Source organism: Pedococcus bigeumensis, from assembly GCF_006438965.1.
Taxonomy (GTDB): Bacteria; Actinomycetota; Actinomycetes; order Actinomycetales; family Dermatophilaceae; genus Pedococcus; species Pedococcus bigeumensis_A.
Map to the genome: position 1 here is coordinate 479,387 of NZ_RCZM01000001.1, position 15,456 is coordinate 494,842.

The 15,456-nt window shown below is 70.1% G+C and carries 14 protein-coding genes; 8 read left to right on the forward strand and 6 right to left on the reverse strand.

Translation table 11 applies throughout. The annotated features are described in order from the left end of the window. Nucleotides 1-170: 170 nt before the first annotated feature. Both EAH86_RS02125 and EAH86_RS02130 read right to left on the reverse strand, forming a co-directional pair. Nucleotides 171-794 carry an antibiotic biosynthesis monooxygenase gene (locus EAH86_RS02125; RefSeq protein WP_206665701.1) on the reverse strand — a complete coding sequence of 208 codons (624 nt, stop codon included), beginning with the start codon at nucleotides 792-794 and terminating at the stop codon, nucleotides 171-173. A 146-nt stretch (nucleotides 795-940) separates the two neighbouring features. Beyond that, nucleotides 941-2,437 (reverse strand): FAD-dependent monooxygenase, encoded by a 1,497-nt coding sequence (locus tag EAH86_RS02130; RefSeq protein ID WP_140736964.1) that lies wholly within the window; start codon nucleotides 2,435-2,437, stop codon nucleotides 941-943. Nucleotides 2,438-2,826: 389 nt separating this feature from the next. Between EAH86_RS02130 and EAH86_RS02135 the strand changes: the two genes are divergently transcribed. Beyond that, on the forward strand, nucleotides 2,827-4,629 hold the full coding sequence (locus EAH86_RS02135) for a GAF domain-containing sensor histidine kinase (RefSeq protein WP_161988547.1): 1,803 nt from the start codon (nucleotides 2,827-2,829) through the stop codon (nucleotides 4,627-4,629). On the opposite strand, the gene glgX is transcribed toward EAH86_RS02135, so the two are convergent. Then, nucleotides 4,626-6,782, reverse strand: a complete 2,157-nt coding sequence (gene glgX, locus EAH86_RS02140; RefSeq protein ID WP_140736966.1) for a glycogen debranching protein GlgX — start codon at nucleotides 6,780-6,782, stop codon at nucleotides 4,626-4,628. The genes EAH86_RS02135 and glgX overlap by 4 nt on opposite strands. 35 nt (nucleotides 6,783-6,817) lie before the next feature. Here glgX and EAH86_RS02145 point away from each other — a divergent pair, with 35 nt between their 5' ends. Genes EAH86_RS02145 through EAH86_RS02160 form a run of 4 tightly spaced genes read left to right on the forward strand, consistent with a single transcriptional unit; the run spans nucleotide 6,818 to nucleotide 9,754 of the window. Then, on the forward strand, nucleotides 6,818-7,306 hold the full coding sequence (locus tag EAH86_RS02145; protein ID WP_140736967.1) for a T3SS (YopN, CesT) and YbjN peptide-binding chaperone 1: 489 nt from the start codon (nucleotides 6,818-6,820) through the stop codon (nucleotides 7,304-7,306). After that, nucleotides 7,303-8,097, forward strand: coding sequence for an enoyl-CoA hydratase/isomerase family protein (locus EAH86_RS02150; protein ID WP_140736968.1), 795 nt, complete (start codon nucleotides 7,303-7,305; stop codon nucleotides 8,095-8,097). The genes EAH86_RS02145 and EAH86_RS02150 overlap by 4 nt, the downstream gene beginning before the upstream one ends. Nucleotides 8,098-8,100: 3 nt before the next feature. After that, nucleotides 8,101-9,051: a class I SAM-dependent methyltransferase gene (locus EAH86_RS02155; protein ID WP_140736969.1), complete on the forward strand. Its 951-nt coding sequence runs from the start codon at nucleotides 8,101-8,103 to the stop codon at nucleotides 9,049-9,051. A 37-nt stretch (nucleotides 9,052-9,088) separates the two neighbouring features. Beyond that, nucleotides 9,089-9,754, forward strand: a complete 666-nt coding sequence (locus tag EAH86_RS02160) for an acyltransferase (RefSeq protein ID WP_241668135.1) — start codon at nucleotides 9,089-9,091, stop codon at nucleotides 9,752-9,754. A gap of 17 nt (nucleotides 9,755-9,771) precedes the next feature. Here EAH86_RS02160 and EAH86_RS02165 read toward each other — a convergent pair whose 3' ends face one another. Next, nucleotides 9,772-11,307 carry a 1,4-alpha-glucan branching protein domain-containing protein gene (locus EAH86_RS02165; protein WP_140736970.1) on the reverse strand — a complete coding sequence of 512 codons (1,536 nt, stop codon included), beginning with the start codon at nucleotides 11,305-11,307 and terminating at the stop codon, nucleotides 9,772-9,774. A 27-nt stretch (nucleotides 11,308-11,334) separates the two neighbouring features. Continuing rightward, nucleotides 11,335-11,751 carry an MmcQ/YjbR family DNA-binding protein gene (locus EAH86_RS02170; protein WP_206665702.1) on the reverse strand — a complete coding sequence of 139 codons (417 nt, stop codon included), beginning with the start codon at nucleotides 11,749-11,751 and terminating at the stop codon, nucleotides 11,335-11,337. A 195-nt stretch (nucleotides 11,752-11,946) separates the two neighbouring features. Here EAH86_RS02170 and arfB point away from each other — a divergent pair, with 195 nt between their 5' ends. Further along, entirely contained in the window at nucleotides 11,947-12,432 is a 486-nt protein-coding gene (arfB, locus tag EAH86_RS02175; protein ID WP_241668136.1) for an alternative ribosome rescue aminoacyl-tRNA hydrolase ArfB, read from the forward strand. Between the two features lie 31 nt (nucleotides 12,433-12,463). On the opposite strand, the gene EAH86_RS02180 is transcribed toward arfB, so the two are convergent. After that, nucleotides 12,464-13,231, reverse strand: a complete 768-nt coding sequence (locus EAH86_RS02180; protein ID WP_206665703.1) for a class I SAM-dependent methyltransferase — start codon at nucleotides 13,229-13,231, stop codon at nucleotides 12,464-12,466. Between the two features lie 194 nt (nucleotides 13,232-13,425). Here EAH86_RS02180 and EAH86_RS02185 point away from each other — a divergent pair, with 194 nt between their 5' ends. Together EAH86_RS02185 and EAH86_RS02190 are read left to right on the forward strand one after the other, a co-directional pair. Then, entirely contained in the window at nucleotides 13,426-14,208 is a 783-nt protein-coding gene (locus EAH86_RS02185; RefSeq protein ID WP_140736972.1) for an electron transfer flavoprotein subunit beta/FixA family protein, read from the forward strand. 48 nt (nucleotides 14,209-14,256) lie between these two features. Further along, nucleotides 14,257-15,216, forward strand: a complete 960-nt coding sequence (locus EAH86_RS02190; protein WP_140736973.1) for an electron transfer flavoprotein subunit alpha/FixB family protein — start codon at nucleotides 14,257-14,259, stop codon at nucleotides 15,214-15,216. The last annotated feature ends 240 nt before the right edge of the window (nucleotides 15,217-15,456 follow it).

Below are 15,456 nucleotides of genomic sequence, written 5' to 3' on the forward strand. Positions count from 1 at the left end.
TCGGTGGATCTGCGGACCTCTCCACCGTCCCGCGGCGAACGGACCGAGGCATCCTCCGAGGGGCGACACCGGGCCTACTCCCGCGGGAGCAGCAGACGCCGGATCGGCTCCCACCGTCGACGGTCTTCGAAGGTGGGAGCCTCGGCGCGGCGCGATTCAGGCCGTCGGTGTCACGCCATCTCGGGCAGGTGGAGGTGAGCGAACGCCACCTCCAGCTCTGCGACTTCGTCGATGGTCGCTCCGATGTCCCTGCTGGCGGCTTCGCGGATCCCAGTAGCGGCGTCGCGGCTGGCCTCGACCTGTTCGCGCCGCTCGAAGGTGACGGTGCTCACCGCGCGGCCGGTCTCGCGGCTGATGAGCAGGCTGGCGCTGCAGAAGCCGTCGAGCTCCTGGACCTTGGGGAGGACGGCCATCCGGAAGACGTCTGCGGCACGGTCGCCGTTGTCGGCCATGCCGCTCAACCAGGTGACCCGGGCGCAGGCACCGTCGGGCATGGCGTGGTCACGGTGGACGACGGCCACCTCCCAGGTGTCAACGGTGCTGGTGCTGGCGCCCAGGGCTCGCTCGGCTCCATCCCGCAAGGGGCGCACCCTGTCGGCGCTGTCCCGCAGTGCAGCCTCGGACTCCCAGGACGACGTAGCGATGCAACGGCCGGACGCGCGGTCCGCGAGCATCGACATCCCGACACAGCCATCGATTCCGGTGATCACGGGAGTGACCTCGTCCCGGACGTTGGCGATGCCGTCGTCGATCTTGGAGGGTTCTGCCTGGACGGTGGTGGTGCGTGCATACACGACGAAACTCCTCTGCTCGGGGCAGCGCCCCGACGGCGCTACCGTCATCGTCAACACTGCTCCGGTGCCCGGGCCGCGGCAAGAGGGATGCCCGAAATGCTCCCCGTCGTTTTTCGACGGAACGGCCGTCCGCTTCCGACCTGTCGTCAGGCGTCGCCGGTCGGTTCCTTCGTGACACGTCGCTCCGTGGCGTCGGGGGTCCCGAACCAGGTGGTCAGTGCCTCCTCCAGCCCCGCCGGGGTCCCGTCTCCCACCCAGGCGACGTGGCCGTCAGGTCTGACCAGCACCGCCACCGGAGGGTCGACCGGGCCCACCACGGGGAGCTCCCAGACGCCGTCGTAGGAGGCATCCACCAGCTGCACCCGGTCCGCCCAGGGCCCCTCGGTGACGCTGCCAGGGGTCCCGAAGTTGACCAGCACCGGGCGAGCCGCGTGCAGCAGGGAGTAGGCCGTCATTTCGCCGTCACCAGTCTGCAGGTCGAGGTCAGGCATCCGCCGGCCGAGCAGCGGGTGCCCTTCGCCCAGGTCGTAGTGGACGGTGAGACCCGAGATGAGGCCGACCAGGTGCCTGCGTGGCTCGTCCATGGCGACCAGCTCGTCCAAGAGGTCGCGCACCGAGGCGATCCGCGCGTCCTGGCGCTGGAGTGCGCTCGTCGCCTTCGAGTACTCCAAGGCTCTGGCTCCGGCTGGGTGCCGCTCTGCGTGGTAGCTGTCCAGCAGGCTCTCCGAGGACACGCCGTGGACCACCTGGGCGAGCTTCCAGCCTAGGTTCGCCGCGTCCTGGATGCCCAGTCCTATCCCCTGGCCGCCGGCGGGTGAGTGGATGTGCGCGGCATCACCGGCGAGCAGCACCCGCCCGCTGCGGTATGCCGCCGCCTGACGGGTTGCGTCGCTGAACCGCGAGATCCAGGTCGGGTGGTGCACCCCCAAATCGGTGCCGTAGACCGAGGTCAGGTTCTCGCTGAGGTCGGCCAGCGTGGGCTCCGTGGTGATCCCGAGCTCCGGCTCGCTGGAGACCACGCGCACGGTCCGGCCGTCCTCCATGAAGCTCAGTCCGTGCAGGCCGGCGGCGTCGAACTTGATGCCGACCGGCAGCTCCTCGGTCACCTCGACCTCGGCGATCATGGCGCTCGTGGTCGCCTCCCACCCGGGGAAGTCGATCCCGGCCGCCTTGCGGATGGGGCTGCGCCCGCCATCGGCGCCGACGACGTACTTGGCGCGCAGCTCCTCGCCGCCAACAAGCCGAACCACGACGCCATCGTCGTCCTGGACGCAACCAGCCACCTCGAGCCCGCGACGGATCGGCACTCCCAGCTCGTCGACCCAGCCGGCCAGGATCCGTTCGATGTGGTTCTGCCACAACCCGAGCGTGTAGGGGTGACGGGTCGGGAAGTCGCTGATGTCCAGCAGCAACCTCCCCGAGAACGGCACCTGGTGCTTCGTCCCCTCCGCGAGGAACCGGTCGGCGATGCCGCGCTGGTCGAGGATCTCGATCGTGCGCGCGTGGAACCCGCCCGCACGCGAACCCACCAGCTCCGCCGTGGGCCGGCGCTCCACGATCACGACATCGACCCCCGCCAAGGTCAGCTCGCCGGCCAGCATCAGGCCAGTTGGACCCGCCCCCACCACAACCACGTCCACCATGCGATTCCCTCCTCAGTGCCGTCCCGCACGGTGCCGTCGTGCACCGTGTCGCCCAGGCGCAATGCCGCCCATCTCAGGGCACGGCCGCCCAGTGTGAGCCACCGCAGGGGCCTTGTCGCAAGCCCCCCTTGGCGCTATATCTTGGAAGTGGCAGGGAGCGTTCGCTCCCTGCCACTGCTGTCTCCGCTCCCAGCCGTGGGTGCGCTCGCAGGGGTGCGCGGGGCACTTCGGCCACAGCCCCAGCGTGCCCCAGCGGTCGGCCCTAGTCCGTTAGGTTCGAGCGGTTGCACAAACCCGGAGAAATGGGCAGAACCGGATGCAGTTGCGGCTACCCTGCAGCGTGTGCTGGGGAGCCGCAAATAAGAGTCTGGGGTGAGCGGTCGGTGGTCTTGACCTCGACGGGAGTGCAGGCGCTGCGAGGCCTGTCGGAGCTGATGAACCGCGCCAGCGGTCAGGAGAGCCTGCAGGACGTGCTCGACCTGATCGTCGAGGGCGCAGCAGACGTGGTGGGCTTTCGGGTGGCCGCGGTCAGCCTCCTGCAGCCGGACGGGGATCTCGAGGTGGTCGCCGTGGCTGGTGACCCCGGAGCACGTCGCGAGCTGATGGGACGACGGACCCCGCGAGGCCTGGTCGAGGCCGAGTTCGACATCGCCGAGCAGTGGGGCACCCTGCGCTTCGTCCCGGCGAACCGGCTGCCGCAGACGTCGGATCCCGGCTGGGTGGCGGAGGGCTGGGATGCCGCGACCGGGGAGCCGGACTCGTGGGACCCCCAGGACACGTTGCTGGCGCCCTTCTACGACGTCGCCGGCAAGTGGCTCGGGATGATCTCCGTCGACTTGCCGCTCAGTGGGAAGCGTCCTGACGAGATGCAGCAGGGCCTGCTGGAGGTCTTCGCGAACCAGGCGGGTATCGCCATCAACGGCGCCCGACAGCGGCTCGCACTGGCCGAACAGATACGTCTCGCCGCGGCGGTGCACACCGTCTCCCGGATCTCCCAAGAGGTTCTGGACCCCGCTCGTGCCGTCGAGGCTGTCGTCGAACCGGTGCTGGAGGGTCTGAAGGGGTCTGCCATCTGGGTGCGCACGTTCGGCCACGAGAACGACCCAGCCGTTGACAGCGTCGTCGCCCATTCCGGACAGGGCACGGCCACCGCTCCGGCCGAGGTCGTGGAACTGGTGCGGCGGGTGGCGCAGCGGTGCTGGCGACAGCGGACCGCGGCCATGGTGCGTTCAGGGGCCTCCTACCCGGAAGGGCTGCTGACCGACCAGGAAGTCGGCATCATGCTCGGGTTCACGGCGTCCTTCAGCGGCGGGGCGGTGATGCTCGCCCCTATCGGTGCGGCCAGCGAGTGCCTGGGGCACCTCGCCATCGCCCGGTCGGCCCAGGAGCCGGAGTGGAGCGACGCGGAGGCGGCTGCGGCCCTGGAGATGGGCCGGGACATCGGACGCGCCATCGTCAACGCGCGGCTGCTGAAGCTCGAGCGCCGCCTGGTCGACCAGTTCCGCCAGTCCGACCGGGCGAAGACCTCGCTGTTCGCGACGGTGGCGCACGAGCTGAAGAACCCGCTCACGTCCATCGTCGGCCACCTGGAGCTCCTGCGCGACGACCCACAGACGGACAGTGACTGGTCCCTGGGGGTCATGGAACGCAACACCCGCCGCTTGCAGTCACTGGTCGACGACCTGCTCACCCTGGCGAAGGTCAGTGACCCGGACCGTCCCCTGGTCAGCGGCCAGGTCGACCTCGCCCGCCTGACCCAGGACGCGATCGACATGTTCCTGCCCGGCGCCGACCAGCGCGGCATCCAGCTGACCAGCGACCTCGTCGAGGGTCTCGCCGTGGTCGACGGCAACGCTGACGAGCTCGCCCGGGTGGTCGACAACCTGGTGAGCAACGCGGTGAAGTTCAGCCCCGACAACGGAGTCGTGCAGCTGAGGACACGTCGTGACGCCGACACCGTCGTGCTGCTCTGCTCCGACAGTGGGCTCGGGATCTCCAAGGAGGACCAGGGGTCCCTGTTCACCGAGTTCTTCCGCAGCACCAACCCCGCGGCCCTCGAGGTCCCCGGCACCGGCCTCGGCCTGAGCATCGTCGCGCGCATCATCGCGCGCCATGGCGGCACGATCAGCGTGGAGTCCGAGCTAGGCAGCGGCACGACCTTCGAGGTGGCGCTCCCGGCCACCACCGCCTAGGTCGGGTCGACCGCGCGGTACACCCTGATGCAGGTGGGGCCGATCTCCACCGGTCCGGGAAGCGTTGCGGCAGTTGGTGATGCGGGCCGTTCGTCGGTCGAGTCCCACAACAGCTGGTATGCCGTGAGGCCGGCTACCGCCGGCAACGTGACCTTCTCGACGTCCGGCGCGCCATGGAGTACGACGAGCAGGGAGGCCTGACCGATCCAGGCGCCGTTGAGCAGCATCTGGAGGGTGCGGGTGGACGGATCCTCCCACCGGCCGTTGGCCATCGGGTTGCCCTCGACGTCGAACCAGGCGAGGTCGGTCGAGCCGTCCTCGTGCACCTCACGTCCGGTGAAGAAGGTGCGCTGCCGCAGGACCGGGTGGTCGGCACGCAGCCGTGTCAGGAACCGGGTGGTGGCCAGGAGGTCCTGCTGCCAGCCCTCGAGACCCCAGTCGAACCAGGAGGTCTCGTTGTCCTGGCAGTAGGGGTTGTTGTTGCCCCCCTGCGTGCGGCCGAACTCGTCGCCCGCATTGAGCATCGGCACCCCGGTCGCGAGGAGCGTGGTGGCCAGCAGGTTGCGGACCGACCGCCGCCTGACCTCCTCCACCTCCGGGTCTGCGGGGCCGGTCTCCGGGCCCTCGACCCCGTGGTTCCACGACTGGTTGTTGTCGCTGCCGTCCCGGTTGCCCTCACCGTTGGGGCCGTTGTGCTTGGAGTTGTAGCGGGTGAGATCCGTGGCGGTGAAGCCGTCGTGCGCCGCGACGAAGTTCACCGACGCGACGGGACCCCGGTCCCGCGCGCCGAACAGGTCCTGCGACCCGGCCATCCGGGTCGCCAGCTCGCGCACCCCGTGACCCTGGTGGTGGCCGGCTGCCTGCGCCTTGAGGTCGTCCAGCCAGAAGGTGCGCACCGAGTCGCGGAACCGGTCGTTCCACTCGGCGAAGGGTGGCGGGAACTGGCCGGTCCGCCAGCCGTGGATGCCGACGTCCCAGGGCTCGGCGATGAGCTTGACCCGGGACAGCACCGGGTCGGTCCGCAGCGCCACGAGGAACGGGTGGTTGGGGTCGTAGTCGTCGTTCTGGCCACGGCCGAGTGCGACCGCCAGGTCGAACCGGAAGCCGTCGACGTGGCACTCGTTGACCCAGTAGCGCAGCGAGTCGAGCACCATCTTGCAGACCATTGCGTGCCGCAGGTCGAGGGTGTTGCCGCAGCCGGTGACGTCGATGTCCTGGCCGCGCTCGTCGAGCCGGTAGTAGGCCCGGTTGTCCAGACCGCGCCACGACAGCGACGCACCGGTGCGGCCCGCCTGCTCGGCCGTGTGGTTGTAGACGACGTCGAGGATGACCTCGATCCCCTCGGCGTGCAGCAGCCGCACCATGCCCTTGAACTCGTCGAGCGCGCCCTGCGGGTCGGGAGTCGAGGCGTACATCGCGTGGGGGGCGAAGAAGCCCAACGTGTTGTAGCCCCAGTAGTTGCTCAGCCCACGCTGGACGACCTCTGGTTCGGACGTGAACGCCTGCACCGGGAGCAGCTCCACCGCGGTGGCGCCCAAGGCCTTGAGGTGGGCGATCACGGACGGGTGGCACAGGCCGGCATACGTGCCCCGCAGGTGCTCAGGCACCTCAGGGTGCTGCCTGGTCATGCCGCGCACGTGGGTCTCGTAGACCACGCTGTCGGCGAGCGGGGTGTGCGGAGGTGCGTCGTCGCCCCACGCGAAGCCTTCGTCGACGACCACGCAGCGCGGCACGGCGCTGGCGCTGTCGAGGGTGCTGCGCACGAGGTCGTCGCCCTTGAGGCGGTGGCCGACCCGGTGGGCAAAGACCTCGGGGGTCCATGACACGTCGCCCTCGATGGCGCGCGCGTAGGGATCGAGCAGGACCTTGGCCGGGTTGTAGCGCAGCCCCTCGGCCGGACGCCACGGTCCGTCGACCCGCAGGCCGTAGCGCTGACCGGCCACGACGCCCGGGAGGAATCCGAACCAGGTGCCATGGGTGCGCTCGGTGAGCGGCACGCGGCGCTCCGAGCTGCCGTCCGCGTCGTCCTTGTCGAACAGGCAGACCTCGACGGAGTCGGCATGCCCGGCGTAGACGGCGAACTCGGCCCCGCCCTCGACGAGGGTCATGCCCAGGGTGGGAGGAAGGTCACGCGGGCGCGTGGCGGGCGACATGGCCCTCAGCCTAGGCAGTGGTTACGGTTGGGGACATGACGGATCCGACTTCGCTGCCCAACTTCCCGCCCCCCGCGAACGAGCACCCGCTCCGCGGTCGGGTCCTGGACGCCCTCATCGACCAGGGACTGGCGCCCAACGTGGACGACGACGGCGATGTCGCCTTCACCGTGCAGGACCAGCAGCTGTTCGTGCGGTGCAGCGAGGGCGACTTCCAGATCATGCGGGTCTTCGGCCAGTGGGCCATCAGCGACACCGTCCCCAGCGACCCGCTGACCCGACTCGCCACCTGCAACGAGATCACCCTGCAGATGAACGTCGTCAAGGCCGGCCTCGCCAACGACACCCTGGTCGTCACCAGCGAGCACATCGTCGACCAGGCCAGCAACGTGACGGCCCTGGTCAACGTCTCGACCCAGCTCGTCCTGGCCGGCGTGCAGATGTGGCACGAGCGGATCATGGGCGGCGGGGACGACTCCGGCCCCGGTGCGGGCCAGCCCGCTCCCGAGGGCGACCCGGCATGAGCGACGGCCCCTCCAGCAGCGTCGTCTCGCTCGAGGTCGAGGGGGGGATCGCGACGATCCGGCTCAACCGCCCGCCGATGAACGCGCTCAACGCCGAGGTGCAGTCCGCCCTGTCCGCCGCCGCGATCGAGGCCGGTCAGCGACGCGACGTCTACGGCGTCATCCTCTACGGCGGCGAGAAGGTCTTCGCAGCGGGTGCGGACATCAAGGAGATGGAGAGGATGTCATACACGGACATGGCCGACCACTCCGGCTCCCTCCAGGACTTCACCCGCACCATCGCCAAGATCCCGAAGCCGACCGTCGCCGCCATCACCGGCTACGCCCTCGGTGGCGGGTGCGAGGTGGCGCTCGCGTGCGACTTCCGGGTCGCCGCCAAGAACGCCAAGCTGGGCCAGCCCGAGATCCTGCTCGGCGTCATCCCCGGCGCCGGCGGCACGCAGCGACTGGCTCGCCTGGTCGGGCCGGCCAAGGCCAAGGACATCGTCTTCTCCGGACGTTTCGTGTCCGCTGACGAGGCACTCGCGATCGGGCTCGTCGACGAGGTCGTCGAGGCCGAGGACGTGTATGCCGCCGCGAAGGCGCGGCTCGCGCCGTACGTCGGCGGACCGGCCTACGCCATCCGCGCCGCCAAGGAGGCCATCGACCGAGGCCTGGAGACCGACCTCGAGACCGGCCTGGAGATCGAGCGGATGCTGTTCAGCTCCCTGTTCGCCACCAAGGACCGCGAGATCGGGATGAAGTCGTTCGTCGAGAACGGTCCCGGCAAGGCGAAGTTCGAGGGCGCCTGAGCAATGGCAGCCACGAGCAAGGCGGCGACGGCCGAGCAGGTGGCCGCGGCCTATGCCGACAACAAGCTGGCCCAGGTGCTCTACCACGACTGGGAAGCCGCGACCTACGACGAGAAGTGGTCGATCTCGTTCGACCGCCGGTGCATCGAGTACGCACGCGACCGGTTCGAGGCCATCACCGGCTCGCCGGACCCGCTGCCCTACGCCGCGGCACTCGAGCTCGGCGCGGGCACCGGGTTCTTCTCGCTCAACCTCAAGCAGGCAGGCATCCTCGACGCGGTGCACGTCACGGACCTGTCGCCCGGGATGGTCGAGGCAGCCAAGGCCAACGCTGAGATGCTCGGCTTCTCCGTCCAGGGCAGGGTGGCCGACGCAGAGCGAATCCCCTATGACGACAACACCTTTGACATCGTCGTCGGACACGCCGTCATCCACCACATCCCCGATGTCGAGGCCGCCTTCCGCGAGGTCCTCCGGGTGCTCAAGCCCGGTGGCCGCTTTGTCATCGCCGGTGAGCCCACCAAAGTGGGCGACAGGTACGCCCGGCGGCTGGGCAGCCTGACCTGGAAGGCGACCAAGGCCGTCACCCAGCTGGCGCCCCTGCGGGACGCCTGGGCCAAGGACAAGGAAGCCCTCGACGAGTCGTCCCGCGCCGCCGCGCTCGAGGCGGTCGTCGACCTGCACACCTTCGACCCGGACGAGCTGGCGCGGATGGCGCTGCGGGCCGGTGCGGTCGGGGTGGACACCAAGACCGAGGAGCTCACTGCCGCCTTCGTCGGGTGGCCGATCCGCACCTTCGAGGCAGCCGTCAAGCCCGGCGCGCTGGGCTGGAACTGGGCGATGTTCGCCTACGGCTCGTGGAAGCGGCTGTCCGCCGTCGACCGGGTCCTCGCCAAGGCGGTGCCCGCGCGGTTCTTCTACAACGTCGGCATCACCGGCGTGAAGCCCGGCTGACGGCACGACCACGGAAGACCCCGGAATCGAGCCACCAGTGACTTCGGCAGCAAACGCGGACATGTCGCCGTCCGACCACGGCGAGCGCGCCCGGCACGGTCCCACCGGGTCGGTCCGGCCGCTTGCCTGGTTCCGCTGGGTCGGCTGGGCGATGGCCAACAAGGCGTTCACGCGGCACCACCTGCTGAGCTACCTGCGGATGGCGCGAGCCAGTGCCCGCTACCCGTCGCTGCGGTTCGAGGGCCCCTGCTTCATCGGGCCGGACGTCCGGTTCGAGGTGCGCGAGGGCTACGGCCGCCTCGTGGTGGGCGCCTACACCCACTTCGGGGCGCACGCCCGGGTGCGGGCCCACGAGGGGACCCTGCGGATCGGTGCGAAGTCGGTCATCGGCATCCGCAACACCCTCAACTGCTGGATCGACATCTCGATCGGCGAGGCCTGCCTCTTCGGTGACGACATCTACGTCTGCGACTTCGACCACGTGACGACCTCGCTCGAGGTGCCGATCAAGGACCAGGGCATCGTGAAGTCGCCGGTCCGGATCGGTGACGACGTCTGGCTCGGCACCAAGGTCGTCGTCACGCGAGGCACCGACATCGGTGACCACTGCGTCGTCGCGGCCTCGGCCGTCGCTCGTGGTGAGTACGCGCCGCGGTCGATCATCGCCGGCATACCGGGCAGGGTCGTGAAGGTGCGCACCTGACCCCTGGTGGTCGCGCGTCAGGTGGCGTGCGGAACGGTCACGCGCGCGTCGAGTGAGGGGAACGCCCCGTCCCTGGCCGCCAACCGGGAGGCCTCGGCGCGTGCGTCGTCACGGCGGCCGTCCTGGACGAGCTGGGCCAGCTGGTGGAAGTCGCGGCGGTGCAGCTCGGCCCGTCGCCTGGCGTAGTCGACCGACTGCCCCCGCGTCACGAGGAACGCCCAGTCGCTCGACAGGGCATGGAACAGCGACGTGAGCAGCTGGTCGAGGTCGGGCCTGCGGGTCTGCAGCCGACCGGCGGCGCGTTCCCTGCCGACGAGGTCGAGCCAGCGACGTTGCAGCCACTCGTTCTCGTGCGCGATCTGCCGCACGCCCGGGCCGTCCCAGACCGAGAAGTCCTTACCGGCACCCCACGACCCGGGCCCCAGGTCCAGCTCGCCCGCAACGTGTCCGGCGGCGAGCGCCTGCCCGACGGTGGTGACCGTGACACCGGCGGCGCGCAGCGCACGGATCGCCTTGCCCAGGAAGGCCGGGCCTTCGTGCCACCAGTGACCGAACAGCTCGGTGTCGTATGCCGCGACGACCAGTCCCGGGGTCCCGGTCACCTCGTGCGCGTGGCCGAGCCGCGCACGGACCGCGCTCACGAAGTGCTCCACGTCGGCGTCGACCTGGGCTGCTGCGGCGACGGGGTCGTAGGGCGACTTGTGCTCGACGCCCACGTCGGGCTCGGTGATGGCCCAGAGCCGGATGCCGGTGAACTCCTCGCGGGCGTGGAAGTCGCGGTAGGCGGCGGCGCCGGGATACCCGCTGCGGGAGGACCAGATCAGGTTGGTGACGTCGAGGTCGCGGGGGACCGCCAACAGGTCGCTCCCGGCAACCCGCCACGCACCGTGCGGGTGGCCGCCGGCGTCTCCGACGGTCTGCTCGTCGACGACGAAGTGGCTGATCCCGGCCGAGGTGAACGCGGACGCCAGCGCGGGGGACCACGCGCACTCCGGCGCCCAGATGCCTCTGGGACGGACCCCGTGGCGCCAGGCGCTGTCGGCCAGACCTGAGTCGAGGGCCGTCGCCACGAACTCGGGCTGGAGCAGCGGCAGCAACGGATGCGCGGCCGGACCGCCCAGCAGCTCGACCACGCCGCCGTCGCGCAGCGAACGCAGCACGGGAGCGCCTCCAGCCCGCCAGCGCGACTCGAGCAGCCCCTGGACCCGGCTCGCGGCGGCATACTCGTGGGCAGCGGTCCCGCGACGGTGGGGGTCGTCGTCGAAGCCCATCTCACGGGCCCGCTGCTGCCACAGGCCGACCCACGTCTGGGTGTCGGCTCGCATGCGCGGGTGGTCGAGCTGGGCGGCCAGCACGGGGGTGACCCCGAGGGTGAGGACGTCGCGATGACCTTCTGCCGCAAGGGAGTCCAGCTCGGCGACCAATGGGACGTAGGACTCGGCCCAGGCCTGGAACAGCCATTCCTCGCCCAGTGGCCACACCCCGTGACCGGGCAGCCAGGGGAGGTGTGAGTGCAGGACGAGGCAGAAGGAGCCCGGCACCGGAGGAGTCACGAGGAACCAGTCTGCCGCACGCCCGGCTCAGGTCGCGGGACGCTCCACGAGCCGCGCGAGCTTCTGCGGTGCCATCAGGCAGTAGCTCTCGGTCAGCAGCTCGGTGACCTCAGACCAGTCGGCGTCGGTGGTCAGCACCAGGCCGACGACCTGGGGGTTCCACTCCGGCTTGTAGAACGGGAACCCCGACCCGACCAGCGCCTCGAGCTCGTCGCCTGCGGAGCGGAACGTGATCACGTCGATCGGGCCGGTCGCGCCGGTGGCGCGGCCGAACACCGAGCGACCAGCCGGGTCGACCCGGGCCAGGTGGGCGAAGGTCCGCTGCCGGATCCGCCAGCGCACGCCGATCCAGGCGTCCTGCTCGTGGGCCCCGGGCAGGGCCAGGCAGATCTCGCCGACCCGCGCGACCAGGGGCGGGGCAAGGTCGAGCTCGATGGCGCCCACGGATCCGACGGTATGACGAACCACCGACACCCGTCCGCCGCCGTGCCTGGCCGGACAGTGATCGGGCGGCCCGACCAGCAGCCGCGTGACCTCTGTGCACAGAGGTGAGGCCGACTGCGCACTGAGCGGGTCTCTGTGCAGCTGTCCGATCGTCTGTGCACAGATGCGGGGTGGACCATGTGGTGGAGTGGACCCGTGGCCTCACCCATCGCCGGACGACCCCAGCCCGGCACGGCTCTGTCCGTCCCCGCCGGCCCCGGGCTGAGCCAGGGCCTGGTCATCGACGCGGGCGAGCTGGTGGAACGGTTCTCCCGCTCGTCCGGTCCAGGCGGCCAGGGGGTCAACACCACCGACAGCCGGGTCGAGCTCGACTTCGACCCCAGCACCTCCCGAGCCGTCGCGGGGCTGCCCGACGCGGTGCGGGAGCGGCTGCTGGACCGGCTCGCCTCCAGGCTCGTCGGCGGCAGGCTGATCGTCGTCGCGTCCGAGCACCGCTCCCAGCGCCAGAACCGGGTGGTCGCCCGTCAGCGCCTGGTCACGATGGTGCGAGAGGCCGCCGCACCCGACCCTCCGCAACGCCGACCCACAAGGCGCACCAAGGGTTCGCAGCGGCGCCGGATCGAGAGCAAGAAGCGCAGGGGTCAGCTCAAGTCCGCGCGCCGCACCACCGACGACGGCTGAGCCGGCGAACCGGTCACCGAGCCCCTGGCAGCTACAGCTCCACCACGGCGAACAGGTCGAGACAGGCGTCCTCGGGATCGCCCAGGAGGAAGTCGTCGACCGTCACCGACCCGACCACGCCATGCAGGTCGTCGCGCCAGTCGTCGGGCGCCATGTCCTGTTGCGCCACGACGATCGACCCGTACTCGTCCTCCCAGCGCAGCAACCGCTCGCCGTGACCGAGGCCCAGCACCGTCACCCCCGCGCCAGGTAGCCAGCGACCCAGCTCACCGGCCAGCTCGTCGGCGTCGTACTCGCGGCAGTGGTAGAGGTTCGTCGGCCGCTCCCGCCGCCCGAGCCCGGGGGAGAAGGTCGCCCGGTTCGGCGTCGACAGCACCACGACACCGCCCGCGCGCGTGACGCGGGCCAGCTCGCGCACGTAGTCGTCCGGCGTCCAGATGTGCTCGAGCACCTGGAGCGAGACCGTCAGGTCCGCCGCGCCCGTCGCCAGTGGCAGCGCCGTCAGCCCACCCCGGAGGTATGCCGTCCGCTCACCTCCGTGGGTCCGTGCGGCGTGCGACGTGGTCGCTGAGTCGTAGTCGACGCCGACCACGCACAAGTCCGGCCACGCCTCGCGAAGGAGGCCCGCGGCATACCCTTCACCGCAGCCGGCGTCGAGGACGACGCGTGGCGTGGTCGGAACCCAGCCGGGGACGGCGGCATACCCGGCCTCGTGGCGACGGAACCAGTAGTTCTCGGCCGCGATGCCAGGGATGGTGCGCTCACCGGTGATGGTCAGCGCGGTGGGTGGTGTGGGCACCGTCACCTCCTCTGCGCGACTTCGGACTTGCACGGGTGGCCTCGTGGTGAGCGTCACGCGGTGCTGGCGTGTCGATTCCGGGGCGGGGCTGTAAGGATGGCACCTGACCAATTTCGAACCCAGCAGGTCGACCAAGAGAACCCTGCAGTGTCGACCCAACGGTCTTCATTCACAGAAAGAGGGACGAGCAGCGCATGAACATCGTCGTCTGCGTGAAGTACGTGCCGGATGCACAGTCCGACCGCACGTTCAACGAGTCCGACAACACCACCGACCGGGTGGGCGTTGACGGTCTGCTGTCCGAGCTCGACGAGTACGCCGTCGAGGAGGCCCTCAAGCTCGTGGAGGCCGGGGAAGGCGAAGTGACCGTCGTCACCGTCGGACCGGACCAGGCTGCCGACGCGCTCAAGAAGGCGCTGCAGATGGGTGCCCACAAGGCCGTCCACGTCAAGGACGACGCGATCCACGGCTCGGACGCCGTCGCGACGTCGCTGGTCCTGGCCGAGGCGATCAAGAAGACAGGCACCCCCGACCTCGTCATCACCGGCATGGCCTCGACCGACGGCACGATGAGCGTCGTCCCCGCGATGCTCGCCGAGCGACTCGGCCTGCCGCAGGTGACCTTCGCGTCCGAGCTGTCCGTCGACGGCACGACCGTGACGATCCGCCGCGACGGTGACGCCGCCTCGGAGACGATCGTCGCGACGCTGCCCGCGCTCGTGTCGGTCACCGACCAGATCAACGAGCCGCGCTACCCCTCGTTCAAGGGGATCATGGCCGCGAAGAAGAAGCCGGTCGAGGAGTGGGCGCTCGCCGACCTCGGCATCGACGCCTCGCAGGTCGGCCTCGACGCCGCCTGGACCAAGGTCGAGTCGTTCACCAAGCGCCCCCCGCGCGAGCAGGGCCAGATCGTCACCGACGACGGCGACGGCGGCACCAAGCTCGCGGAGTTCCTGTCCGCGCAGAAGTTCATCTGAGCCGGCCAGAACCGCTGCGTAGGACCAACAGAAAGAGGAACACCACTCATGGCTGAAGTACTCGTCCTGGTCGACCACGCGAACGGCACCGTTCGCAAGACCACCTCAGAACTGCTCACCATCGCCCGCCGCCTCGGCGAGCCCAGCGCCGTGTTCGTCGGCAGCGGGTTCGACGCGGCCAAGGAGACGCTGGCCAAGTACGGCGCGGAGAAGGTCTACCGCGTCGAGAACGCCGACGTCACCGACTACCTCGTGGCTCCGCAGGCCGAGCTGCTCGCGCAGCTCGTCGAGAAGACCGGCGCCGCCGCGGTGCTGATCCCCAGCAACTCGGCCGGCAAGGAGATCGCGGCCCGTCTGGCAATCAAGACCGACTCGGGTCTGATCACCGACGCCGTCGACGTCCAGGCCGGTGAGGGCGGTGGCGTGTCCACCACCCAGTCCGTCTTCGCTGGTTCCTACAGCGTGAAGTCGACCATCACCAAGGGCACCCCGATCGTCACGGTCAAGCCCAACTCGGCGGCTCCTGAGGAGTCTGCCGGCGCGGCTGCTGACGAGGCGTTCGAACCGACCATCTCCGAGGGTGCCAAGGGCGCCAAGGTGACCGAGTCCAAGCCGAAGGAGGCCACCGGTCGCCCCGAGCTGACCGAGGCCGCCATCGTGGTCTCGGGTGGTCGTGGCACCGGCGGCGACTTCTCGCCGGTCGAGACCTTCGCGGACTCCCTCGGTGCCGCTGTCGGCGCCTCGCGTGCCGCCGTCGACGCCGGCTGGTACCCGCACACCTCGCAGGTCGGCCAGACCGGCAAGCAGGTCTCGCCGCAGCTCTACGTCGCGTGCGGCATCTCCGGGGCCATCCAGCACCGCGCGGGCATGCAGACGTCCAAGACGATCATCGCGATCAACAAGGACGAAGAAGCCCCGATCTTCGAGCTCGTCGACTTCGGTGTCGTGGGCGACCTGTTCACGGTCCTCCCGCAGGCCACCGCGGCCGTCAACGCCAGCAAGGGCTAGTCAAGGCAAAGACACGCATCCGAAGGGCCCCGACCGCGCTGGTCGGGGCCTTTCGGCGTATGCCGGTCACCCGGCATACCGGGGAACGTCCCGGACCGCACGCGACCCGGGGCGCCGCCGCTGCCGGCAAAGCCGCGGCACCATGCGTGGGTACGGACGTGGGTCATGCCAACGGCCTACGTCAGATGTCCCGTCGACCCCATCCGTACGGCCCGTGTGCTCCCTGCCGGGCACCCCTAG

Coding starts and splice junctions, on each gene's coding strand:
- EAH86_RS02145 (WP_140736967.1), top strand. CDS start 6,818: ATGACGGATCCGACTTCGCTGCCCAACTTCCCGCCCCCCGCGAACGAG.
- EAH86_RS02150 (WP_140736968.1), top strand. CDS start 7,303: ATGAGCGACGGCCCCTCCAGCAGCGTCGTCTCGCTCGAGGTCGAGGGG.
- EAH86_RS02130 (WP_140736964.1), bottom strand. CDS start 2,437: ATGGTGGACGTGGTTGTGGTGGGGGCGGGTCCAACTGGCCTGATGCTG.
- glgX (WP_140736966.1), bottom strand. CDS start 6,782: ATGTCGCCCGCCACGCGCCCGCGTGACCTTCCTCCCACCCTGGGCATG.
- EAH86_RS02185 (WP_140736972.1), top strand. CDS start 13,426: ATGAACATCGTCGTCTGCGTGAAGTACGTGCCGGATGCACAGTCCGAC.
- EAH86_RS02155 (WP_140736969.1), top strand. CDS start 8,101: ATGGCAGCCACGAGCAAGGCGGCGACGGCCGAGCAGGTGGCCGCGGCC.
- EAH86_RS02190 (WP_140736973.1), top strand. CDS start 14,257: ATGGCTGAAGTACTCGTCCTGGTCGACCACGCGAACGGCACCGTTCGC.